Here is a 22,728-nt window from a genome sequence, read left to right as displayed (position 1 = left end):
TTATTCCTCCTCGTTCTTTTTATGGAGCTGCTTTAATACATCTTTTAGTTTTTCTGGGATAGGTAGTCCAAGGTGAGCTGAATTTTCTAACAGCGAAATCCCCTCATTCGATAAGTAGAAGAAAACAATCGCTGTTCTTAGTACGCTCCCATCACCAATCACATAAACGTCTAAAATATTGGCTACACCCACTAAAACAAAAATCAGCACTTTACGGCTGATTCCGATAAATCCCACTTCGCTTGATAAAGACCTATCAGCAATTGCACATAAGACACCTGTTAGATAGTCGATGACTACAAAGACTAGTAGCGCATATAAAAATCCGTCTGCTCCTCCTAAAAACCATCCGAAGAATCCACCGATTGCTGTTATCACAACTTGGATCCAGTTCCATATTTCTTTCATTTAAAAATCCTCCTTTTGTTGAAATAAAAAGAACACCTACTTTTGCAGATGTTCCTTTGATTACTCTATTTGCTTTGGTAGCCACTCCCAGAGCCTTAAATCCTCCTGCCCTAGTGACCACATACACATGCCTCGAAGTTTCCACCGATAAGCTGCTTCATTTGCCCAGTACACAAGACTATCTACATCTTGATAATAAAGAATGGAAAATCCGTCACCATCACCTAAGAAAAGACGAGATATCCAGATGTTGATATCCCTTGGAATGATGGTGACACTGTAGTCATTTCCGCACTGAATGGACGGCATCATATCTGAATGAAAAAAATCATAATCTAGGGAGATGCTTTCACTTCTTGTGGCTGATTCCTCAAGGTCTGCTGTTAAAGTAAACACTTGAAACTCATCATCCCAAGAACAGTTACTTCTTGATAGCCGACCATAAGTTTTAAATGTTCCATCGGGCATAAGCACGTCAAAGCGTTCATAAGGCTCATAGGTCCAAGCATCGCCTAAGCGAAGCAACTGGCAATGGACTTTATTATCCGAACGAATACCTGCATACCCTGTCACATCCGAGCAAGTGGCTGTAAAGCGCAGTGTATTAGATGCAGAGGAATAGACCCGCACTTGATTGCCACGCTTTCGAATTTCTAGAGTGTAAAAGCTTGGATTCGATCGAATGTTTGCGGCCGATGTTTTTGAAAAGCTGGTGGCATAACTACCTTTTAAAGTAGAACCTTCATACAGTTCAATACGCTGGCTATCATAATTAAAGCAACAATAAATCGTTCCAATAAAAACACCTGCCTTGCCACTAAAGGTCTCAGGAAAAATAATCTGCGCCCTTAAATGGATATCTGAAAAATTGTTGTAGTTCCATGCTAACTGCCCCTTACCCTCCAGTTGGGAATAGGGTCTATTCATCGAACTGCTTGTATCTTGCCAAACACTCCATTCGCCTGATAATGTTGTCCAGTAGCTTTGGGGGAGAGGGTTATCATCTCTAAAATCCTCATACCACACAAGGGCAGAATCTGCTTTTCTTCTAAGCATTTCAAGCGTCAACTTAAAACCATTTGCAGGTCCTACCATATCACCATTTACATCCTTGAAATGTCTAGGAGCTAGGGTATATTCTGCTTCACCAACTGTTGGCTCCTCAGAAAATGAAGAACAGACTCTAAATCCATAAAACTGTACACCCTTTGCCCCAAGCGAAATGGTGATGGTGTGTGTTCCTGCAGAAAGGCTCACTCCTTTTTTAAGCACCGCCCAGAAAGTCGTTCTCCAATAAGGCCACCACAGTCTGTTTTCAGAAAAATCTACTTCATTTCCATCAAGGGAGATATGAATATTATTCTTATCCCAAAATGGAAAGCCTAGCTTTACTGCTACATCATAAGTACCTGCCTGAGCAAGCGTAAAATGATAGGTTGCCGCACCTTCATCCCCCAGTGTTGTGACGCTATTAGAAACAGAAACAACACCAGAATAACTATCCGGCATGGCATCATGATCTACATAAACAGTTCCAAAGGCTAACTTTTGTTGTTTGCCATAGGCTGTCAGATACTGTCTGCCATTGTAGCTTGCAGATAAGAGTGGATAGCTATAGCGAGTGGCATCTCTTCCTTCCATATAATCGTAGACATGCGGCAATGCCCAGGGCACTTTATTCTCATCATCCCAGTAAGCCACGATGGGAATAAACGGTTGAGGAGGCGCATCGTCTGTGAAATTATATACTCCTGTCATCCAGTATTTTGCTGCATAGTAGGTATGAGACGTTCCCCTATAGGCTTTACCTAGGTTTTCTGGTGTGTCATAAATTTGCCAGTTCCATCCATAAGCAGGCATCCCAAAGAAAATCTTATCGGGATTCATCACTGTAACGGCATAATCATAAATCCCTTCAAGCCAGCTCCTTGGAGATACAGGTCCCGGTGCAGAACCTGACCAAGCCATACCATAACTCATAATTGATGCGGTATCGCAATAAGGGTCTAGGTCACCATAGACGCACCAGTTCTCACCACCGACAGAGCCATTGACACTGGTCATTCCCGGCAGGCAAATGTTCATCAGTTTGCTTGAATCATAGGCTTTGATAGTGTTGTAAATATTTTTAAACATGGCGGTTGACTCAGCATGAGTGGAATAGTCATCGCCCCTTTCTAGGTCAATATCAATACCATCGCACCAAGGATACTTTTTCATAATACGAATAAGCTCGGATAGAAACAGTTCCAGAGCACCATTTGTGTTGTCTCTCAATGCTCTGAAAATACTGTTTGCACCATCATTGGCAATGGTCAGTAACCATTTGATGTGACGATAACGGTTAATGTAGGGGAGCATACTACTGATGGTGACACCACTCTCAACAATTTCACCCGTAGCTCGTACCTTAAAAGAAAAAAGACCGATGGTATCAATCCGGTCTCCATATTTCTCTAAAGCTTCATACATCCGTGCATTTCCCATAAAAGTCCACACCATGATTTTCTTGCCTTTTAGTCGTTCCATTAGAATGGTTCACCTCCGTCTTGCATTTCCTGCATGGTAAACAGCACCCTTGCAGATTTCCCTTTTTCAAGGGTCACTTTGTGCTTTGAGTCCCAGGCAGCACTGTATTGATAGAACCCCTCTTTGGGTTCGCTTGCTCCGTTTTTGGTACATGCTCGTGTAGATGCTAGGAGCGCCAAATCAACATCTTTTCCAATGGTTCCAGGGAAGGAGACCTGTTGCCCTCCTATACCTTGGCTTAGTTTCACTGTTCCAGCAGACATAGAAAGCTTTGGATAGATATGAATATCAAGTCCTGCAGAGGTTTCACCAACATTAAATAAAATAATGGTTTCCTCTGAACGGACCACACCGTTAAACCAAACAGGATTCTTGATACTGCCATCTTCCTTTAGTTTTTCTAACCTACTTTCTGTATGAGGCGCATAACCATTTAGAACAGGTCCTTCTTGTAACTGGATGTCCGTAAACCAAATCATGCCAGTGCAATCATAGAGGGTAGGTTTTATGCTTACACTCATGACACGCTTATCTTGTTTTTTATTTATGACTTCTGCCAACCTTATAAAATTAACCTTAGCCATCTAACGTCCACCTTATTTCACAGGGATGACCTACCCATCCCGTGACCACTGACCCTGCTTGTAAAAAGAGATCCGTAATATAAAAAGTGCCTGTGCAATTTGTGACACAGACACGGATGGTAATGGATTTTACTTTAGAAGAGTAGCTTTCTGGGAGTATCTTTTCTGATGTTCTTGAAAAATAAGCCACCAATCCACCTCCTTAATACAAATCAATAAACCTTGCTTCTGTCGTTCCATCTTCATATTCAATAACCACTTCAATGCCAACCTGTGAATTGCTACTCAGCTTTTCAAGGTTTTCAGATGCGATTTGTGCCGAGAGCGTGTAGCTAGAGCGATTAGCCGGATAGATGGTCTGAGTCATACTCTTTGTCATATTGGATACACCCATTGCCTTAAAGGATGTCGACCCACTTACACCGTTATCACCATCTACTTCAAAGCCTGAATTAACCCAGTAAGCCATTCCATCATCAGCACGAGAATTTCGCAGCAGATTAAAAGGAACCATTTCCCGGATATCATTGTTTGTAACCATACTGGTGCCTTCAAGAGAATCTGCCACGTTATCCCACTGGCTTGCAGAACTGCCTAGATTTTTAAGTGTTGTGGATAATTCCAGTACCGTGTTCCAAGGCTCCTGCAAGTTGTATTCTCTTCTGATGACACGAGTGGTAACTGACAAGCCTAAATCTTTATCTTCTACATGAACATAATCACCAAGCGACCATGCCTCATGCTCATAACCCGTTAAGACCGATAAATCCATTGCATTTAAAACATAAGATATATTTGGTTTTGAGTACTGAGCAAGCCTCATTTCCGTATATTCTTTCATCTGATAGGGATTGGTAAAAGAGGAGCAATCTAATGTTGATATCCGAATATCTGACGAATAAGTATAATCCTCCACATACGCCTTTCCTCCATTGATGTCTGCAAAGGTAAGACCATCGCTGCCAATGGCATAGAGCCTTGTTACAAGACTTCTGGTATCAACGACTCTTTTAATGCTCTTCATATTTTTCTTATAGGCGAACAATGCACCACTATCCGTACCATAGACCGTTAAGAGATGGACCAGTCTATTCGGGCAATCAAAGACAAGGTCTCCACCGTGTAAGTCAGCAACCGTGCGAAGGATGGAAAGTGCATTCTTTTCTGTACTCGTCCAGGTTCTTTTGGTTCGTACATTAACTGTGCCTACGCTCCATTCCGTTCCTTCTAAGGCATAAGCCATAGAGACTTCAGCAGTTTCTGCATCAAATTTATGCTCTTCTTTTCGCACTGAAAAAGTCAGGTCATAAAACTCTGCCTCAGCATACACTTCAGTCGCTAGATTTCCTTCGCTGTCTTTTGTATCTGTTAAAGTCCTTACTTTATAGATGTCATCAACAATCTGAATTTTCTTTTCGCTATCAATAAATCCCCGCTTGGGATCACGGTAGGGGATCATAAATGAGAGCGTATCCTCGCCATTGATTTCACTGGTTACCACAATGTTATAAGCATTTTCTAACACAGCCTCCCAAGCCCCATTTGAATCCAGTACGACCGGTCTTGAAAAACCAATCCTCTCATAAGGTGACTTTGGAATGTCATATAGCCTGATATCAATAATTCGAGGGGTCTTACTCGTATCTGTGGTAGTAAGTGTGACCTTAAAACGAATGTATGCCTTATTTGGAGATACCAGTTTTCCATCAAGTGCGATGGCTACCCAATCACTCCAATGAACTAGGTCATCGCTTGTTGAGGTTTCTATCGGCCCAACTGCAGTTACCCCAGAAATATATTCACTGGTAACGGAGACCCGACCTGTGCCAGATAGATTGCACGTTGCCGGAGCCGTATATAGTGTTCCTTCCGTTGGATAGACACCTTCTGTTTCCCTTAAGCTCACCACTCCCGGTACGCTAAGAGCATCAACAGCACCGCCCATATCACCCCCGTTAGTCAAAAGAGACCCATTGAAATAATCAATCAAATCATCCGTTGTAAGACTGGAATCCATATCAAAAAACCAGTCATCAAATCGTCCTGCATACCAATAGGCATCTGCATGCATACCCATAATGATGTCGGCTGTACAAGTAGGATTTAAAGTACCTGTAAAGGAGTAAGTCGGTGACACCCAGCTTGCACCACTTGTCCTATCTCCTAGTACAATCCATGCATTTTTATTGTTTGGCTCTATGACCATGCAAATAAAATACACACCACCATTGATAAGTGAAAAAGGCGGTGTGGTTGTTTGATCGAGTATGAGAGAACCACTAGCGTTATAAAGCATGATTCTAGGTCTGCCTGCAAAGAGCGACAGGTAAAAGATTGGCTGACCAGGACCATAGCGCGTATTCAATATGGGGCAATAGGTATTTCCCACAGAATAAGTAGTCGGTATCATCCAACCGCCAACAAGGATTCGTTCTCCCATCTCCGAAAAGAAAGTACCATCATTGGCCACTTTTAGGTAGGTTTTTTCTGTAGCGGGATTGTTGATGTTGATTCGGATTTGTCTCCCTTTTTGGCCACTTTGAAGGCTTGCAGTTGTTCCTAGATAATTGACAAGCTCTATTTTTCTGTCTAATCCAGAAGAGTCTGCAAGATAGCCGTTTTCATCTACCGATATATCATTAAATCGCCACAGTCCATATTTTGCATATTCGACTGGGAACTCTCCCGTAAAATCTGTCTGTTTATTTAATATTGTTTTTAGTGCCACTGGATCACCTCCATCTACTGCGAGCCTTTATTTCAAGTGCTGTAAACACAGCATTATTCGTTGTTATTGCTAGGGTATTCGTGCCCACATGAAGACTTGGAAAATCTATATCCTCTAGGTAAGGCAAAGCGTTTCTTAAGATTATCCCGTTTTCGTCTTCCACATAAGCCGTCATCTTATCTGTATCAATGACAAGGGTTTCTTCTGCCAAAAGTACAGCATTCACTATTTTCATTTCCAAGCCATTGGTTGTAACAGAAATAGAATTGTTCACACCCGATGTGATGATTCCCTTCAAGCGATACATAGGATTGGAATCAACATTGCCGGTCAGTCTTGTAACCGTGTGGTCGCCTTCGCTTTCTATTAAATAATTTTCATCCATAATGGCATAAGCAAAAGGGTCAGGACAGAAAAACTTCAAGTTGAAACTTCCTGCAAAACGAATGAGTCGTTCACAGTCAACTTTTTCATTCAGCCTTGCCATAAAATACCTGTCTGGTACATCATCAAAAACAAGTTCTTTTAACCCTTGCATGGGATCAAGCCATGTTGAAAGTTCATCAAGCGTACTCACCAGAGCAGAAAAGCTATGCTTGGGATAGATATTGCAAGCTACATTGATTTCTCGGTAATCAAAATCAGCTCCAAAGTCTGTCACCCCATACTTTCCAGGTACGGTGGTGGTGAAATTTCGCATTCCTCCACAGACCTGCCAGGAAGTGAGCCTGGCTTTTAGTCCCATGCTTTTTGAAGAAATATCGTCATATGAAAAACCCATCGGCACACCTCCTTATGTTGTAGAAAACCGACCCTGAGCACGAGAGCCTGTCTGAATTAAGTTATAAAGTTCCTGAGATACCCTTCTGATATCATCTTCACTTCGTACAATCATCTGCTGTACAGTAACCAGCGAACCACTGACACCGCCTAGGGAAGAGGTCGCTGCGTTTGAAATCACGCCGCCTACAGAAGTATCCACTGAAAAGTCTGTAGGCAAGGATGTACTCATATCACTGGCAAGACTAGTCATCACATCGTTGATGTCCTCGCTCATCATTTCAGCTGCTTTTACAGCCTCATCACCGTTATCTTGGATAGAACCTGCAAGACCTTTCACAAGCATTTCACCAACCCACCCCATCTGTTTCGATGGTGATTTGATACCGAAGAAATCCTTGATGCCAGTCCAAATGCCACTAATCCAACCACTGACTTTATTCCATAACCAAGAAGCAAGAGATTGAATACCCTGCCATAGTCCTTTTACAATGTTGCCACCCACCGTCACGATGGAACCCATGGAGTTTGTAAATGCTCTGACGATGCCACCAATAATCTGGGGCACTGCTTTTACGATCTCTACCACAATGGTTGGTAAATTCTGAATGAGTGCTACAAATAGCTGAACCCCTGCCATAATGATCTTGTCGATGTTTCCAATTAAGGCATTTACAATACTTGAAATGATTTGAGGGATTGCCACCACAATGGTGGTAATAATGGTCGGTAGATTTTGAATCAGTGCAACAAGTAAGTCGACACCCGCTTGTATGAGTTGTGGGATCGAACTTAAAATCCCATTTAATATTCCATCAATTATCTGTGGAATCGCCTCTACAATAGCCGTAATAATTTCAGGCAAGGCTGTAACCAGCGATGTTAATAGCTGAATACCTGCATCTATAATCTGAGGAATTGCGCTTATAATAAAATCAACAATTGCCAAGATAATCGTAGGGAGAGCCTCAATTAGTTGCGGGATCGCCTCGAGTAGCCCCTGAGCCAAACCAAGTATTAACTGCAGTGCTGCATCAAGAAGCATGGGTAAATTATCCACCAAACCTTGCACAATCGTAGTAATTGCATTAACTGCCGCAGGAATAAGTTCTGGGAGAGCCTGCCCAAGACCATCCACTAAAGCTGCAATTAACTGAACGGCCGCATCCACTAGCAGTGGTAAGTTTTCAATCAACGCATTCACAATCGTGAGAATGGAATCAACTGCTACCGGTATTAAGGTAGGTAGTAGGTTCATCAGTGCGTTTAGTACCTGAGTAAACAAATCGGTCACCGTAACAAGCAATGTCGGTAACAAATCCGAAATCGCATCCAATAATGCTTCAATTGCTATGGGCAGGGCCTTTACGATATTTTCAATCACTGGGGTAATGTTTTTTACCACCGACTGAAAAGCATCCACCATGTTATTACTGAGTTGTTCCATATCCGCATCGGCATTTCCAAAACCAACTAAAAGATTTTGGAATGCAGATTGGAATGCGTTCAACGATCCAGAAATAGTTTCTTCTGCCTCAAGAGCAGTCGTACCAGCAATACCCATGCTTTCTTGAATGACATGGATGGCAGAAACTACATCGGCATAAGAAGAAACATCGTACTCAATGCCAGAGATAGCCTCGGCATCGGCAAGGAGTCGCTCCATTTCACTTTTTGTACCACCATAGCCTAGTTTAAGGTTATCTAGCATGGTGTAATTTTGCTTAGCAAAACCCTGATAGGCATTTTGAATGGATTCCATGTCTGTACCCATTTTATTGGCATTGTCAGACATATCGGTAATCGCCATATCCGCATATTTAACGGCTTTTTCTGTATCTCCTCCAAGAGAAGAAATAAGGCTTGCAGAAAAGGAAGTGACGGTTTCCATGTAGTCATTGGCAGAAAGACCCGCCGTCTTATAGGCATTCGATGCATAGTCTTGTAACTGCTGAGAATTCTCTTTAAAGAGAGTATCTACACCACCGACTAATTGTTCGTAATCGGCATAAGCGGAAATGACTTCTTTACCAAGTTTGACAGCCGCCGCACCTGCTGCAACAGCAACTGCTCCCATCGCAATGCCGATAGATTTTAGAGTTGTACCTAAGCCTTTAAACTTAGATTCGGATTTTTCAGCAGAGTCAGCTGCCTCATCAATCTCTTTTCCCATATCATCTGCACTGTCGGTGACATCGTTCATTTCACGGTTCATGTCATCGAGAGCATCTTCAGCATCATCATAATTGGAGTTTGCTTCTTCAAGAGCAGCATTATTGCTACTTAACTCTCGCTCCATATTGTTGAGTGCCGCCTCAGCATTGTTCAATTGAATCTGCCAGTTTTGTGTTCTTCTATCGGTTTCTCCAAAGGAGGTAGCTGCATTTTCTAGAGCCGACCTCAAGGTATTAATTTTGCTTTTTTGGGTTTCAATCTCTTTGTTGAGGACTGAATTTCTGGCGGAAAGAGCCTGGACAGACTTATCGTTTTTATCAAATTCTGAAGCTACCAGTTTCATTTCAGAGCCAAGTACTTTAAAGGAACGATTGATATCGGTTAATGCTTTCTTAAATTCTTTCTCGCCTTCAAGACCGATTTTCAAGCCGAAATTATCTGCCATGCTTTCCACCTCCTTTGTCAGATTCCATCAGGGATAATGTCATCGATAAACATCTCTCTTTTTGGTTTTGCCAGACCCTGATACTGTTTGTGACACTCCCACAAGTCTAGTAGCAAACCAAACGGCATCAGCCAAAATTCATCCATGGTCAGATGTAATACGCTGATGCCGTAATATAAAAGCCTCGTAAATAACTCTTCGTCACTTACGGGGCTACTGCGTTTTTTGGGCTTTCCTCGCTGAATACATTTCTTTTTGCACCCTTGTAAAGAGCATTCATAATTGCCTCTTTGTACTCTGCCAAATCAATCGGGCTTGTGAGAATTTCCACCTCATCTTCGGTCAGTAATTCCTTCGGTGCATCCTTATGCTTGATGTTGTAGACAAGGGTACTTTGATTGGCCAGTAAGGTAATCAACCACACAATCTCTGAAAGTGCCATCTCAACATTCTCAGACTTCATTAGCTTATCGCCTAGGTTTTCAAGACCACCATATCGTCCTGCGATTTCCTTTGTTGCCTTTGTAGTAAGTAGTAGCACATATTCATCGCCACCAATACGAATGCTTGCTGTTCGTTCGTTATCCATGAATTATCCCTCCTTATACTGTGTAATCCGGTTCATAGACTTCTGTATACCAACTGCTGATAACCGATGCCGGTACATCCTTATCGCCTTCGGTCACTTCCGCTTTCCAGGGATGTTTACCGCTTGTATCCGGCTTGTTTCTTCGGAGAACCGTACCTTCAATTGTTGGTGTTGAGAATGTAATACTGTCACCTTTTGTTGCTAGGTTTGTCGCAGGAATACCGAATTTCACTCGATAGAGCCAATAGTATTTATACTTGCCATTGGATTTCTTTGCTCTAAAACCAACAGCCACAGGATCCCCGCCATCTTCACTGTTAGAAACCACAACGTTGTTCTTATCAACCGTGACTCCGGTTAAGGCGGCTGCAGTAGTCGAGCCAATATCATCCACTCCAAGAGAGATAGTGCCATTTTTAAATTCTTTAACGATTTCTGCCGCACCATCATCTGCATAGAGAGTTGCCTCTGCCAGTTCAACAGATAACTCTGCTGAGATTGCTTTTGCCAGCTGAGTGGGTGTGCCATAGATTTCTTCGCCATTTTCATCATCTGTGATGGTCGCATAATAAAGTTTATCCAGACCAATTGTTGCCATTTTTAATTACCTCCTATTTCGTAATGTTTGGCTACATCCACGTTGTAGTGGTAATAGCCCGTATCATCTTCAAAGCCGATGTAGCTCCGTGCGGTTATGGTGAAACTGGAATCCAACAATAACTGCACCACTTGATTTTTTAACGCTGTATAACTGCCTTTGCTATAAATTGAAATCCGTGCCTCTTGAACATCCATGCATGGTAGATTATCCGAATGAAGGTCAAAGCTATCGCTCATCGGAACAATCACCATGTACTTACCAGGAGCCACATCTGAAAACACTCCTGTTTCAATCGGAACGTCTAGTGTTTCTAAAACTACTTGTAAGTCCTCTAAAATACTCATAGCTTTTTGACCTCCTCTTCAAAAGTGCTTTTCATAACTGAAATACACTCTGATTTGGAAGCACTCCTAGCGGGTTTCAAAAAAGGCTTTGCAGGTTGACCGTGTTTGCCATACTCAAGGATGTTTGCTATTTTTGCGTTACTCTCACCATCAGGCCTTGGTTCAGAAAATCCAATTTTTATATTGTGGTTTCCGTTCCTATCTAATCGTACTGATGTAACACCGAGTGCTTTTTCAAGTTCACCCGTTGAGCGTGATTCATGCTTTGTACCTTTACCGATTACAGCAGAAAGATTGCTCTTCGTTCGTTTGAAAACGACTTCACCACCTGCTTTTAGCACCTTTTCTGCAACAGGGTCAAAGTCAGAGCCAAGCTTTGAAACCTTAAGTAGAAATTCATCGGGCATTTTAATATCAACTTTTGCCAACGCTACTCACCACCTTCTTAGCCAATACTTCTGTATACATCCCTCGACCTTTTACGTTTTCCACCGATGTAATATCAAATAATTCTCTTTCACACTCGATAAAATGCTCTGTGGTTACCAGCACTCCAGGAATGGCACGAAATCTAAAGAGATCCGTAGCTTCAGAAAAAGCAGCGAGGTTAGCCCAGCGCTCACTACCATGACGCCCTTCCCGGTAGACTCGAATCGAAGCAATCACGGTTTCTGATGTTGTCGCAAATCCCTCACTATCTTTCGTTGTTGTAATTGCTTTAATATCAGCAAATTTATTCATTTTTCCAAAACTCATCTCTTACACCTTCCAATCCCGATCAAGTCGCAAAAGAAGATTGACCGTATTCCACACCTGCTGACCGGCTTGCACATTATCTGCAAAAAAGCCACCCGTGCTGCCATCTCTACTTTCATAGAAATGAGAAGAGAGCATAATAACAGCCTGCTCAGTAGTAGGCGGCATAGGATTGTCGCTATAGAAATTTTCTGGTACATGCTGATAACTTTCGGCATAACTGACAGCAGCGGTGATGAACATCTCTAATAGTTCGTCATCAGCGTCATGCTCTAAAATCAAGTTTGCTTTTACCTTTTGAATCAGTGTCATACCGCCACCATCCTTTCTCTTTTTAATCAGCTTCCATGAGTCCTGCTGTTTGAAGCTTTAGAAGCAAGGCATTAAAATCAGCAACTAAACTCGTAATATCTTCTGCCACACTAGGTGCTTGGTTTTCTGCAGGAGTAAAAGAAGAAGGGAGACCTGTTACGGTTGCTCCCTCCTTAATCTCTAACGTTCCTGCGATGACGGTTTTATCTCCGCCTTGTTCGGTGTAGTTTTTTGTGTTGTAATCCATATCGCACCTCCGTTAGGCTTTCTGCTGAAGAACCTTGATTGCTTCAGGTAGTACTAACTTGCCATCCACACGTTCTTTAGCTACAAAACCGACCATGCCATTACCAGCAAACAACTCACGAAGCTCCGCAAATGAGCGAGAACCACGATCACCGATGTTGTAATAAGACAAATCGCCAAAGATAATGGTCTTAGCACCTGCCTCAATGGTAGGCATATAAGCAGATGTATAAACAGGATAGCCTAGTAGTTTATCTGGTTCACCCGCAACAAGAGCTGCTTGCCACATATACGCTCCGTTTCCATCCTTGAGTTTTCTAAGTGCCGCAATGGTCTGGTCATTTAAAATAAAGACTGCATTCTTACGGTATGGACGTTTCAGTGAATACACTAAATTAATCACTTCATCGGCCGTAATTGCTGTGGCAGAGGCAGCAGTCACTCCTACTTCAGCACCACCACTAGCAGCAAGAATGCCTAGAGGTTTTCCTGTGCCATCACCATTGATAAAGGCATCTTCTTCCGCATTGGCCAGAGCCTTATAAAACTCCTCAATGATGTAGTTCTCCAGTTGGAAGGCATTGTCATAGAGCAGTTCCTCGGTCACCTTTACAGCTACGTGAAGTTTGTGAGCATCCAGATTAATTTGAGAGAAGGTTGCATCACTAAAGGTCAGTGCCTCGCCCTCATCAATCCATGCAGCTGCAGGTTTTGTAGCTGCAATATTGATTTTTCGCTCACCTGATGTGGTAATTCTGTGACCCAGCTTACGAATGATATTCTCTTCTTCCAGACCATCAATCAATCTGCTGTCGTATTCTTCGGGTACGAGATAGCCACCATCTGCGTCTACCCCTTCTTGTAGGACATTGGATACATTACGGAAGTTTGAGCGAAGGGCTGAAAGCATGGCAGTCTTATAAGAATCAGCTGCTCGGCCAGTTTTAATTTCACTGTTATCCAGTCGACCATTCATCGGATTTTCAATGATTGGCTTGCTGACAGGTTTTTCAAGTTCAGCCTCGATTGCTTCACGTCTTTCCATGCGATGGATTTCATTGGTAAGTTCAGAAATTTCATCTTCCATGGTTTTGTAGGTTTGATCATCTTCTGCGGACAATGTGCCATTCTTGGTTTTATGAGTGTCCAAGAACCCATCCATCGTTTCAATAAGCTTTTTGCGTTTATTACGCATTTCTGTAATCGTCATAGTAAAATTCCTCCATTTACATATATTTTTTGATAATTAAAAGACGCTCCTTGAGTTCATCAATTGAGCGCCCTTGTGGTTTTAGAGTTTCCTCTGCCTTGATTGGTATTGTCTTTTCTGCAATTTTATTTAGCAGATTCGTAGCCACTGCTTTTCTAGAAAACGCATAGGCAGAAAAAGTGGGTTCGGATTGTTTCTCATCCTTTAGCACATCGTCTGCAAAGCCAAGTTCTATGGCTTTGTTGGCATTCATCCAGGTTTCAGCATCCATCAGATGAGATAGTTTGATGCGAGATACTCCAGTCTTAATCTCATAGGCATTAATAATGCTTTCTTTCACCTCATCTAACATCTCAATCGCTCGTTTCATGTCTTCATGATCGCCCATCGTGATGGTTGCCGGGTTATGAATCATCATGAGTGCTGTCGGAGCCATCAATACCTTTGTTCCTGCCATGGCAATGACAGAAGCGGCTGATGCTGCAATCCCATCAATCTTGACAGTTACCTCATCTGGGTAATCCATCAACATGGTATAAATCTGACTTGCGGCAATGCAATCTCCACCCGGTGAGTTAATCCATAAGGTGATGGGTCCTTTTTCGCTAAAGAGTTCATTTCTAAACATCTGTGGGGTCACATCATCATCAAACCAGCTTTCTTCAGCGATTGTTCCATAAAGCTCAAGAACTCGTTCTTCTTGTTCGCTTGCTTGGTTCTTCCATCGCCAAAACATCTTGTTCTTCATCCAAGTCTTCCTCCTTTCCATCCTCGTTTGTATTTGCGAATGCACCTGCCTTTGTAAGAGGGAGCATATTACCGTTGACAAGGTACATGTCACCACCGTCCTCTGCTGGGATACGGTCTAGGTTTTCAAGTTCTCGAATATCATTGGCACTCATCCAACCGTTCTGCCTTGCTGTGGCATACCCGCTCATGCGACTAACATAATCCCCTCTAAGCAGACCTTCTACATTGAATCTAAAGAAGTATTTTTTCTTTTCTTCCGGTGTAAAAAGGGTGCGGGCTAGGGTTTGCTCCCAACGCACTACCCACGGGTCTAAGGTGTATTTCACAAACTCAAGGGATTGTTGCTCAATATTAGAAAAGCTCGACTTCTCAAGGTCGCCTACCATGTGAGGAGGGACTCTAAAAATCCGAGCAATTTCATTGATTTGAAACTTCCTTGTTTCAAGGAATTGTGCTTGTTCTGGTGAAATGGAAATCGGTGTATATTTCATTCCTTCTTCAAGCACGGCTATTTTATTGGAATTGGCACTGCCACCAAATTGTGACTGCCAAGCCTCTCTGACTTTCCCAGGTTCTTTAATCGTTCCTGGATGTTCAAGCACACCACTTGGAGCAGCACCGTTAGCAAAGAACTTGGCTCCATATTCCTCTGTTGCAATGGCTAGACCAATCGCATTTTTAGCCATCGCAATCGGGGAGTAGCCAACCAGTCCATCAAACCCGAGTCCGGGAATATGAAGTACATCGGAGGTACTAAGTTTTACTGTCATACCCTTCGTACTGTTCACATCATCTGCACCTCTGGTATATAAGTAATAGAGCTGCCCACTCTCATCTCGATGAACTGACATCCGATTTGGCATCAAGGGGTAGAGAGCGACAACTTCACCTTTTCCATTACGAATAATCTGCGCATAACAATTCCCCCATAATAAAAGATGAGTCATCAGTGTTTCTCTAAACACAAAAGAACTCATCTCAGGATTTGGTTCATCATGCAAAAGTCGATACAAGGAATGATCAATTGCTTTTTCCTTGCCACCATCTTCTGTATAACAATAAAGATGCAGAGGAAGCCCTGCTACTGCTTCAGCTAATATTCGAACACAAGAGTATACGGCCGTCATTTGAAGTGCCGACCGCTCGGTCACTGTTTTACCTGCTGTGGTTGATCCCATTAAAAAGGTATAGTTGGAACTCACAGCTCTATCAGTAGGCTTATCTCTCGCCTTAAAAATGGATGATAAAAATCCCAAAACCAATCACCTCCCTCATATAAAGAGAATGCCTCGGTTGTCATAAACCGAAGCACTCGTATCATTGCCACAACGAATCGCTCGATCAAGAGCCATAATCGTTGCCACTGCACCATCAATCTTTTCTGATGATTTTTCCTTGTCTGGCTTGATGTTGCCTGCCGGGTCTGTTCGAACAAAAATGTTATCCATCATCCAACGAAGTACAGGATGCCCACCATGAGCAACCTTTTCTTCTAGCGTTAGTTTCATCAGTTCCTTAGTCGGTGGACTCATATCCTTAAATCCTTGACCAAAGGGGACAACAGTAAAACCCATGCCTTCTAGGTTTTGAACCATTTGTACGGCTCCCCAACGGTCAAAGGCAATCTCACGAATATTGTACTTTTCGCCAAGTTCTTCGATGAACTTCTCAATAAAACCGTAATGGACCACATTGCCTTCCGTTGTTTTAAGCTGTCCTTGCTTTTCCCAGACATCATAGGGAACATGGTCACGGTTGACCCTGGCACTTAGAGTTTCTTCTGGCAGCCAAAAGTAGGGAAGAATGATGTATTTATCATCCTCATCTAGGGGAGGAAACACCAATACAAAGGCAGTAATATCAATGGAGCTAGAAAGGTCTAGTCCGCCATAGCATACCCTTCCAAGTAAATCCTCTTCATTTACGGCAAAGGCACATTTATCCCACCTGTCCATTGGCATCCAGCGAACCGCTTGTTTGACCCACTGATTAAGCCTTAGCTGTCTAAAGGCATTCTCTTCTGCAGGGTTTTGCTTGGCTGATTCACAGGCGGCTTTTACCTTATCAATCCCTACCGTTATGCCAAGGCTTGGATTCGCTTTTTTCCACACCTTTGGACAGGTCCAATCATCTGACTCATCTGCTCCATAAATAACCGGATAAAAAGTAGGGTCAATCTTTCTTTTCTCCATGAGATCTTTGGCTTTCTGATGGGTTTCATAGCAGATTGATTTTGTATCAGATCCTGCCGTGGTGATCAGAAAATATAGGGGCTGTGTTCTGGCATCACCAGAACCTTTGGTCATGACATCAAAGAGTTTTCTATTGGGCTGCGTATGCAGCTCATCAAAAACAACACCATGAATATTAAAACCATGCTTTGAATAAGCCTCTGCTGAAAGCACTTGATAAAAACTATTAGTCGGTTGGAAAATGATCCGCTTTGTTGCCGATAAGATTTTAACTCGTTTACTTAGAGCCGGGCTCATACGTACCATATCAGCAGCCACTTCAAATACGATGGACGCCTGTTGCCTGTCTGCAGCGCATCCATAAACCTCGGCTCTTTCTTCGCCATCACCACAAGTAAGCAGTAATGCGACAGCTGCCGCTAATTCAGATTTCCCCATTTTCTTAGGAATCTCAATATAGGCTGTATTAAACTGCCGATAGCCATCTGGTTTCAGTGTTCCAAAGAGATCTCTGATAATTTGTTCTTGCCAATCAATCAGTTCAAATGGTTTTCCAGACCATTTCCCCTTGGTATGACTTAAACACTCAATAAAGTTGACCGCATAATCTGCAGCATCTTTATCGTAGATAGAGTCCTTTGCCATAAAAGGTGTCGGTTTATATTTCTTGAGCTTTCTAATTGCGGTCACCTCCCTTCAAAATGAGCATAAAAAATACAGCCTTAAGCTGTATGACGAGAGAAAGAGCGTCTGCACGCTCAAATCCCTATACTATTGAATTTGTTTATGATTTAATCTTCATCACCGTTTAAAATGAACTTCACATACTTGGCTTTTTCTTCTTCAAGAAAAATGACCAGCTCATAAAATTCCATCTCATCTGCGATTCTTTGGACTGCGTTCACATCAAACATATTGGTAAGGCCTGTATCTCGAATGGCAATAATCTGCTCTTTTATCTTATCTGTCATCGTCAATCCTCCTGCAAAGGTCTTCTCCAAAAACAACGGATAAACTAGACCCTGTGTCCCAAGACACCATGATTGAGCCGATATCATCAACTCCTATTACTGTTCCTTTTGTTCCAATCACTGGTGCTTGAATATCATCCATCCTTAATAGTTCTACACGGCATCCTACAGGGTACTTTTCACGAAGATGATGTAGTTTTTCTTTACTGATTATCCTCATTTTTACCTCCTCCTTTAAATGCCGATGAACCTGTTAGGTTTCTAAGCAGTATTTTCCGTTCTTCCTTATGTTCTTTTCCGATAAAGCCAAGGCGCAGTAAAAAGCATCGGAATGCATATTTCTCATTCGGAGTTTCCTTTTCTTTTACCGTGATGCGTTTTTGATTCCTTGCCATCTCACAAAGTGCTGAAATAAAGTGGGTATACGCTTGTACCTCTTCTGGTGAAGGCATCTCTTCAAACCAAGGAAATGAGACTTGGTCTTCTGTAATCTCAATCGGTAAATCATCTAGCTGCAAAGCGTGACGAATCAGTTCGCCTTTTACCTGAATGATTGCCTTTACGTTATCTAGTGCCGTTTCAGTAAAGCTACTTCTTGGCATGGAGATACAAAGACCAAATGTTCCTCTGTCCGCCGTTTGTGCGCTCGCTGTGGCCTTAGTTTCTTCATCTGGGGTAAAGCCCTCGCTTGCTAAACACTCGGCCACACTTTCGATTTTTTCGCTTTCTGCCTTGCCAGTCAGTTCAAGTGTTCCATTCTTGTCGATGATAAAATCCCCCACCTCATAAGCCATGCTAGGCATTCCTAGATACTTTGCTTTCACACCTGTAATCTTGCTCAGTGTTGTAACTAGCCTTTTTCGGTCTGCTCCTGTTACGTTATATTTAATGACCATGTACAAAACCTCCTTTGTTTTGGTATGTACATATATCACTCTAAACCACTACTATAGCAAGCTATTTCTCGCTTTTTAGGTGTAGAAATGAGACTTAAGATTTCACTTCTAATTGTGTAAACCAAACAATGCCCGATAGGACAAAACATACATTGGGCAAGGCTACTCCATTACCCCACATCTTATATTCTGCAGAATCTGAATGAGGGTTTTTAAGCCACTTCGTGATTTGCTTTAGTGTCTTAGATTTGGAATAAGCTCCTGTCGCTTTACGGAATGTTTCAAAGATGTCATACCAAATCCGAAGGTCATCCATCGTTGGGTTCTCTATGCCTAAATCACTGCACCACCAATCTGGAAAACCTTGCAGTCTTGCACACTCAGTTGGAGTTAGTCTTCTCACCGTATAATCTATCCCGTCATTATCATTGATAAGTGGCGGATCTTTGTAGTCGGTAGCAACCAGCGTATTGGCAAGTTCCTCTTTGGCATCTGTAAAAAATGATGCCTTACTGGATGAATAGGTAGGAGTTGCAACAGCACTAGGGCCTTGTGCCTTTAGTGTGGAATTAATTCCGTCTTCAGTAATTCCTAGGTTTCTAGCATAGTTTTGACCGCAGTTAAATGACTCTCTATCAATGGCATATACCACAGCGTGTTTATCTACGGTATTTAAAGTGAAACTAAGCTCCTCATTCACACCATCACCTTGAGGTCCATTCTTATCTGCCCGTCCTATTATAGAACCTTGTAAGCCATAAGATTCCACCACTGCAATACCACCTTGATTGCTGTCCGGTGCATTACCCGACGTATCAATCGTTCTTGCCGTATCACTCTCGTAAACATTAGAACGGGCATTTACAGTTCCTTCCGAGGTAAATCGCACATCATAAGTCTTAGAATTCTCCACAACAAATGGTTGATTGTTGCCTCCTGTTCCATAGGTCGCAGAAATCGTTGGTGCAACATCGATTGGCCCAGTAAAACGTGTATCCTTTCCATGATTATCAAAAACTGCAGAGTCAATGATACAAGGCGGATGATTTGATTTCGCCCTCAAAGTGCAAGTGATATCTGTTGTCACATCCATGCGTTCTCCGCCTTGGTCATTTAAGCAGATTGTGCCTGTCGCTCCAATGCTGTCTGCAAAGTTGCTGGCAGTTCCTTGCCACGAGCGGATGCTCTTTTTAGAATACCCAGACAAGCCTTCTGACTTAAATAGTATTTCTCCGACACCCCCACCTGCAAAATCTGCGACAAGGAAGATGCGTTTTCTTCGTTGGGGAACTCCCCAGTATTGAGCGTCAAGCACTCGCCAGGCAAGGGAGAAATGATCTCCCACAATAGTTCCTGCTTGTTTCCACTTATCAATCTTAGGAACTGATAAGGTTTCATCCTTGATGTGGCAGATGCCTTCAAGGACACATCTGAAATCTTCTCCTTTATTTGATGAGAAGGCTCCAGGGACGTTTTCCCAGACAATATATCTTGGTTTTTTGCCATCTGTAGCACACCTCATTTCTTTTACAATTCGGATGGCCTCATAAAAAAGACTTGAACGTTTACCATCCAAGCCATCACGCTTACCTGCTATGGATAAATCCTGACAAGGTGAGCCAAAAGTAATAATATCTACCGGTTCTATCTTACTGCCATCCATGGTTGAAATATCGCCGTAATGTTTTATAAAAGGCAGCCTTTTCGTTGTGACCCTAATAGGAAACGGTTCAATCTCCGATGCCCATACTGGGGTAATACCAGAAATTAAACCGCCTAAAGGAAAACCACCTGAACCATCAAAAAGACTGCCAAGGGTTAGTTTAACCATCAGCAACCTCCAGTTCATCATAGTTGTAACTTAGTCCATCCCTTTGAACGCTGACTTCGGTAGAGGAACCGACCTGTTCAATGTAGCGTTTGATAATGACATCGCAAAACTTCTCATCTAATTCTGCCGTGTAGCAAATGCGCTCTGATTGTTCACAAGCAATTAAGGTACTACCACTGCCGCCAAAAGGATCTAGCACAATGGTGTTAGTCATCGAGGAGTTCAAAATCGGATAGGCGAGCAGAGGAATGGGTTTCATCGTAGGATGGTCTCCATTTCTCTTCGGCTTATCAAATTCCCAGATGGTGGTTTCTTTCCTGCCCGTATACCACTGATGCTTGCCCTTCTTCTTCCAGCCAAACAGCACAGGTTCGTGCTGCCATTGATAAGGAGAACGCCCCAGTACAAGAGAGTCCTTTTTCCAGATACAACAGCCAGACAAATAAAAACCGGCATCTGAGAAGGCTTTTCTAAAATTAAACCCTTCGGTGTCGGCATGGAATACATAGATGGAGGCATCGTCTGCCAGAACTTCTTCGATATTGATAAAGGCATCTAAGAGGAACTGGTAGAAGGCATCATTTGCCATATGGTCATTTTTGATTTTCCCTGCAGCACCTTCATAATTCACATTGTAGGGAGGATCTGTTACGCACAAGTTTGCCTTCTTTTTATTCATCAGCACATCATAGGTTTCTTTCTTGGTAGAATCACCACAGATAAGCCTGTGTCTGCCAAGCGTCCATATGTCACCAAGCTTGCTGATGGCAGGCTTTTTTAGTTCTGTCTCCACATCAAAGTCATCATCGTGGATACCGTCTTTCAATGTGTCCTTGAATAAGTCATCCAGTTCTTTAGGGTCAAATCCAGTTAGGGAAACATCAAAATCTACACCTTGTAAATCTGAAATTAAAAGGGCCAGTTTATCCTTGTCCCAATCACCGCTGATTTTATTGAGTGCGATGTTGAGTGCTTTCTCTTTCTCTTCATCCATTTCAATGATGACACACTCAACTTCTGTGATGCCCATATCCATGAGAACCTTTAGTCTTTGATGCCCACCAACAACATGTCCGGTCATCTTATTCCAGATAACCGGCTCTACATAACCAAATTGTTCAATGGAGCGTTTTAATTTATCGTATTCTGCATCACCGGGTTTTAAATCTTTACGAGGATTGTATGTTGCAGGGATGAGGTCTTTTGTGTTCTTCTTTTCAATCAACATATTTGTTTACCGCCTCCCTTAGTTCTGTATAGCAATCTAGAAACTCCCACGTGCTTAAGCCATATCTGAAATGACCGTAAGTAGCTGTATCTGCATAAATAACATCCGTCAGTTTTAGCTTTTCGATAATGGCTGCAGGTCTTAGATTGAATACATCTAGCACTGCACGACAAAGGATACTTTCTTCCACCGTGCCTGTTCCAAAGGTATCAATCTCAAGAGCAACCGGATCTGCTTTTCCAATGGCATAGGAAATCGCAACCTGACATCGCTTAGCAAAACCACATCGAACAATATTCTTTGCAATTGCCCTCGCCATGTAGGCACCACTGCGGTCAACTTTTGTCGGGTCTTTTCCTGAAAATGCACCGCCACCATGAGCGGCGAGTCCACCATAGGTATCAACCATGATTTTTCTTCCCGTCAGTCCGGTATCTGCAGCTGGTCCGCCTTCGACAAATCGTCCACTTGGATTGATGAGGATCTCAGTCTCATCGTCAAATGGATATTTTTCAAAGACTGGCCACAGCACCTGAGCAATGACTTCATTTCTTAAAACATCTAAATCTTTATCTGCACTGTGTTGAACGGAGACAACGATGGTCTTAATTCGTTTTGGTTTGTCACCTTCATATTCCACCGTCACTTGAGCCTTACCATCTGGGCCAATATCTTTAATCACGCCATTCTTCATCACCTTATCTAGCTTTTCGCAAATGGCATGGGATAAGACTAAGGGGAGAGGTAGTTTCTCACTGGTTTCATTGGTGGCATAGCCATAAACGGTGCCTTGGTCACCCGCTCCTAACATGGAATACCATGACGTATCACCCTCACGAGATTCCAAAGCCTTATCTACACCACCTGCGATATCTTTACTTTGCTGATGGACATAGACAAAGACTAAAAACTTTCTAGGATTGTAGCCCACATCCGTCAGAACACGGCGAACAACACCTCTGATATCAATTCTCTTTGAGCAGGTAATCTCACCGGCAACAATGATGTGTCCTTTGGTAGCCATCACCTCGCAAGCAACACGAGAGGATTTATCTTTTCTTAAACACGCATCTAAGATGCTATCTGAAATAAGGTCACATAATTTATCGGGATGACCTTTGCATACACTTTCACACGTTCTATATTTTTTCAT

General features: G+C 42.6%; 23 protein-coding genes. All 23 read right to left on the bottom strand.

The window, feature by feature from the left end; genetic code table 11:
• On the bottom strand, window positions 1–408 hold the full coding sequence (locus CWO92_RS16205) for a phage holin family protein (RefSeq protein WP_101355251.1): 408 nt from the start codon (window positions 406–408) through the stop codon (window positions 1–3).
• Window positions 409–468: 60 nt separating this feature from the next.
• Window positions 469–2,937, bottom strand: a complete 2,469-nt coding sequence (locus CWO92_RS16200; protein ID WP_101355250.1) for a glycosyl hydrolase family 18 protein — start codon at window positions 2,935–2,937, stop codon at window positions 469–471.
• Window positions 2,937–3,521, bottom strand: coding sequence for a hypothetical protein (locus tag CWO92_RS16195; RefSeq protein ID WP_101355249.1), 585 nt, complete (start codon window positions 3,519–3,521; stop codon window positions 2,937–2,939). The genes CWO92_RS16200 and CWO92_RS16195 overlap by 1 nt, the downstream gene beginning before the upstream one ends.
• Window positions 3,522–3,723: 202 nt before the next feature.
• A complete protein-coding gene (locus CWO92_RS16185) occupies window positions 3,724–6,249 on the bottom strand; it encodes a phage tail spike protein (RefSeq protein WP_101355248.1) in 2,526 nt (841 codons plus the stop codon).
• Between the two features lie 4 nt (window positions 6,250–6,253).
• Window positions 6,254–7,030, bottom strand: coding sequence for a distal tail protein Dit (locus tag CWO92_RS16180; RefSeq protein ID WP_101355247.1), 777 nt, complete (start codon window positions 7,028–7,030; stop codon window positions 6,254–6,256).
• Window positions 7,031–7,042: 12 nt separating this feature from the next.
• Window positions 7,043–9,649 carry a phage tail protein gene (locus tag CWO92_RS16175; protein WP_101355246.1) on the bottom strand — a complete coding sequence of 869 codons (2,607 nt, stop codon included), beginning with the start codon at window positions 9,647–9,649 and terminating at the stop codon, window positions 7,043–7,045.
• 205 nt (window positions 9,650–9,854) lie between these two features.
• Window positions 9,855–10,238 (bottom strand): hypothetical protein, encoded by a 384-nt coding sequence (locus CWO92_RS16165; protein WP_101355244.1) that lies wholly within the window; start codon window positions 10,236–10,238, stop codon window positions 9,855–9,857.
• 13 nt (window positions 10,239–10,251) lie between these two features.
• Window positions 10,252–10,836, bottom strand: a complete 585-nt coding sequence (locus tag CWO92_RS16160; protein ID WP_046391892.1) for a major tail protein — start codon at window positions 10,834–10,836, stop codon at window positions 10,252–10,254.
• Between the two features lie 2 nt (window positions 10,837–10,838).
• Window positions 10,839–11,183, bottom strand: a complete 345-nt coding sequence (locus CWO92_RS16155) for a hypothetical protein (protein WP_077316358.1) — start codon at window positions 11,181–11,183, stop codon at window positions 10,839–10,841.
• Window positions 11,180–11,611: an HK97-gp10 family putative phage morphogenesis protein gene (locus tag CWO92_RS16150; RefSeq protein WP_077316360.1), complete on the bottom strand. Its 432-nt coding sequence runs from the start codon at window positions 11,609–11,611 to the stop codon at window positions 11,180–11,182. Before CWO92_RS16150 ends, CWO92_RS16155 begins: the two co-directional genes overlap by 4 nt.
• Window positions 11,598–11,939 carry a head-tail adaptor protein gene (locus tag CWO92_RS16145; RefSeq protein WP_101355243.1) on the bottom strand — a complete coding sequence of 114 codons (342 nt, stop codon included), beginning with the start codon at window positions 11,937–11,939 and terminating at the stop codon, window positions 11,598–11,600. Before CWO92_RS16145 ends, CWO92_RS16150 begins: the two co-directional genes overlap by 14 nt.
• A 3-nt stretch (window positions 11,940–11,942) precedes the next feature.
• Window positions 11,943–12,251: a head-tail connector protein gene (locus tag CWO92_RS16140; RefSeq protein ID WP_046391896.1), complete on the bottom strand. Its 309-nt coding sequence runs from the start codon at window positions 12,249–12,251 to the stop codon at window positions 11,943–11,945.
• Between the two features lie 22 nt (window positions 12,252–12,273).
• A complete protein-coding gene (locus tag CWO92_RS16135; protein WP_101355242.1) occupies window positions 12,274–12,498 on the bottom strand; it encodes a Head fiber protein in 225 nt (74 codons plus the stop codon).
• 12 nt (window positions 12,499–12,510) lie between these two features.
• Entirely contained in the window at window positions 12,511–13,707 is a 1,197-nt protein-coding gene (locus CWO92_RS16130) for a phage major capsid protein (protein WP_101355241.1), read from the bottom strand.
• A 16-nt stretch (window positions 13,708–13,723) separates the two neighbouring features.
• Window positions 13,724–14,455: a head maturation protease, ClpP-related gene (locus tag CWO92_RS16125; RefSeq protein WP_207767808.1), complete on the bottom strand. Its 732-nt coding sequence runs from the start codon at window positions 14,453–14,455 to the stop codon at window positions 13,724–13,726.
• Complete coding sequence (locus tag CWO92_RS16120; protein WP_101355240.1) at window positions 14,391–15,713, bottom strand: phage portal protein; 1,323 nt, start codon at window positions 15,711–15,713, stop codon at window positions 14,391–14,393. Before CWO92_RS16120 ends, CWO92_RS16125 begins: the two co-directional genes overlap by 65 nt.
• Before the next feature lie 15 nt (window positions 15,714–15,728).
• Entirely contained in the window at window positions 15,729–17,330 is a 1,602-nt protein-coding gene (locus CWO92_RS16115; RefSeq protein ID WP_235851622.1) for a terminase large subunit, read from the bottom strand.
• A gap of 110 nt (window positions 17,331–17,440) precedes the next feature.
• Window positions 17,441–17,620, bottom strand: coding sequence for a DUF5049 domain-containing protein (locus CWO92_RS16110; protein WP_101355239.1), 180 nt, complete (start codon window positions 17,618–17,620; stop codon window positions 17,441–17,443).
• On the bottom strand, window positions 17,610–17,840 hold the full coding sequence (locus CWO92_RS16105; RefSeq protein ID WP_101355238.1) for a DUF4314 domain-containing protein: 231 nt from the start codon (window positions 17,838–17,840) through the stop codon (window positions 17,610–17,612). Before CWO92_RS16105 ends, CWO92_RS16110 begins: the two co-directional genes overlap by 11 nt.
• Window positions 17,824–18,516 (bottom strand): virulence protein, encoded by a 693-nt coding sequence (locus CWO92_RS16100; protein ID WP_101355237.1) that lies wholly within the window; start codon window positions 18,514–18,516, stop codon window positions 17,824–17,826. The genes CWO92_RS16105 and CWO92_RS16100 overlap by 17 nt, the downstream gene beginning before the upstream one ends.
• Before the next feature lie 94 nt (window positions 18,517–18,610).
• Window positions 18,611–20,347, bottom strand: a complete 1,737-nt coding sequence (locus tag CWO92_RS16095; protein ID WP_207767807.1) for a DNA cytosine methyltransferase — start codon at window positions 20,345–20,347, stop codon at window positions 18,611–18,613.
• Window positions 20,340–21,575: a site-specific DNA-methyltransferase gene (locus tag CWO92_RS16090; protein WP_101355287.1), complete on the bottom strand. Its 1,236-nt coding sequence runs from the start codon at window positions 21,573–21,575 to the stop codon at window positions 20,340–20,342. The genes CWO92_RS16095 and CWO92_RS16090 overlap by 8 nt, the downstream gene beginning before the upstream one ends.
• Window positions 21,565–22,728: a methionine adenosyltransferase gene (metK, locus tag CWO92_RS16085; RefSeq protein WP_101355236.1), complete on the bottom strand. Its 1,164-nt coding sequence runs from the start codon at window positions 22,726–22,728 to the stop codon at window positions 21,565–21,567. Before metK ends, CWO92_RS16090 begins: the two co-directional genes overlap by 11 nt.

Source organism: Heyndrickxia camelliae (genome assembly GCF_002844575.1).
Lineage (GTDB): Bacteria > Bacillota > Bacilli > Bacillales > Bacillaceae_C > Margalitia > Margalitia camelliae.
Note: the sequence above shows the minus strand (reverse complement) of the source record. Positions and strands in the feature narration are given on the sequence as shown.

Excerpts from the sequence above, each read along its gene's own strand:
- CWO92_RS16100 (WP_101355237.1), bottom strand. The coding sequence starts at position 18,516 with ATGGTCATTAAATATAACGTAACAGGAGCAGACCGAAAAAGGCTAGTT.
- CWO92_RS16180 (WP_101355247.1), bottom strand. The coding sequence starts at position 7,030 with ATGGGTTTTTCATATGACGATATTTCTTCAAAAAGCATGGGACTAAAA.
- metK (WP_101355236.1), bottom strand. The coding sequence starts at position 22,728 with ATGAAAAAATATAGAACGTGTGAAAGTGTATGCAAAGGTCATCCCGAT.
- CWO92_RS16205 (WP_101355251.1), bottom strand. The coding sequence starts at position 408 with ATGAAAGAAATATGGAACTGGATCCAAGTTGTGATAACAGCAATCGGT.
- CWO92_RS16160 (WP_046391892.1), bottom strand. The coding sequence starts at position 10,836 with ATGGCAACAATTGGTCTGGATAAACTTTATTATGCGACCATCACAGAT.
- CWO92_RS16145 (WP_101355243.1), bottom strand. The coding sequence starts at position 11,939 with ATGAGTTTTGGAAAAATGAATAAATTTGCTGATATTAAAGCAATTACA.
- CWO92_RS16175 (WP_101355246.1), bottom strand. The coding sequence starts at position 9,649 with ATGGCAGATAATTTCGGCTTGAAAATCGGTCTTGAAGGCGAGAAAGAA.
- CWO92_RS16200 (WP_101355250.1), bottom strand. The coding sequence starts at position 2,937 with ATGGAACGACTAAAAGGCAAGAAAATCATGGTGTGGACTTTTATGGGA.
- CWO92_RS16095 (WP_207767807.1), bottom strand. The coding sequence starts at position 20,347 with ATGGTTAAACTAACCCTTGGCAGTCTTTTTGATGGTTCAGGTGGTTTT.
- CWO92_RS16135 (WP_101355242.1), bottom strand. The coding sequence starts at position 12,498 with ATGGATTACAACACAAAAAACTACACCGAACAAGGCGGAGATAAAACC.
- CWO92_RS16130 (WP_101355241.1), bottom strand. The coding sequence starts at position 13,707 with ATGACGATTACAGAAATGCGTAATAAACGCAAAAAGCTTATTGAAACG.
- CWO92_RS16165 (WP_101355244.1), bottom strand. The coding sequence starts at position 10,238 with ATGGATAACGAACGAACAGCAAGCATTCGTATTGGTGGCGATGAATAT.
- CWO92_RS16090 (WP_101355287.1), bottom strand. The coding sequence starts at position 21,575 with ATGTTGATTGAAAAGAAGAACACAAAAGACCTCATCCCTGCAACATAC.
- CWO92_RS16140 (WP_046391896.1), bottom strand. The coding sequence starts at position 12,251 with ATGACACTGATTCAAAAGGTAAAAGCAAACTTGATTTTAGAGCATGAC.
- CWO92_RS16105 (WP_101355238.1), bottom strand. The coding sequence starts at position 17,840 with ATGAGGATAATCAGTAAAGAAAAACTACATCATCTTCGTGAAAAGTAC.
- CWO92_RS16110 (WP_101355239.1), bottom strand. The coding sequence starts at position 17,620 with ATGACAGATAAGATAAAAGAGCAGATTATTGCCATTCGAGATACAGGC.
- CWO92_RS16155 (WP_077316358.1), bottom strand. The coding sequence starts at position 11,183 with ATGAGTATTTTAGAGGACTTACAAGTAGTTTTAGAAACACTAGACGTT.
- CWO92_RS16195 (WP_101355249.1), bottom strand. The coding sequence starts at position 3,521 with ATGGCTAAGGTTAATTTTATAAGGTTGGCAGAAGTCATAAATAAAAAA.
- CWO92_RS16125 (WP_207767808.1), bottom strand. The coding sequence starts at position 14,455 with ATGAAGAACAAGATGTTTTGGCGATGGAAGAACCAAGCAAGCGAACAA.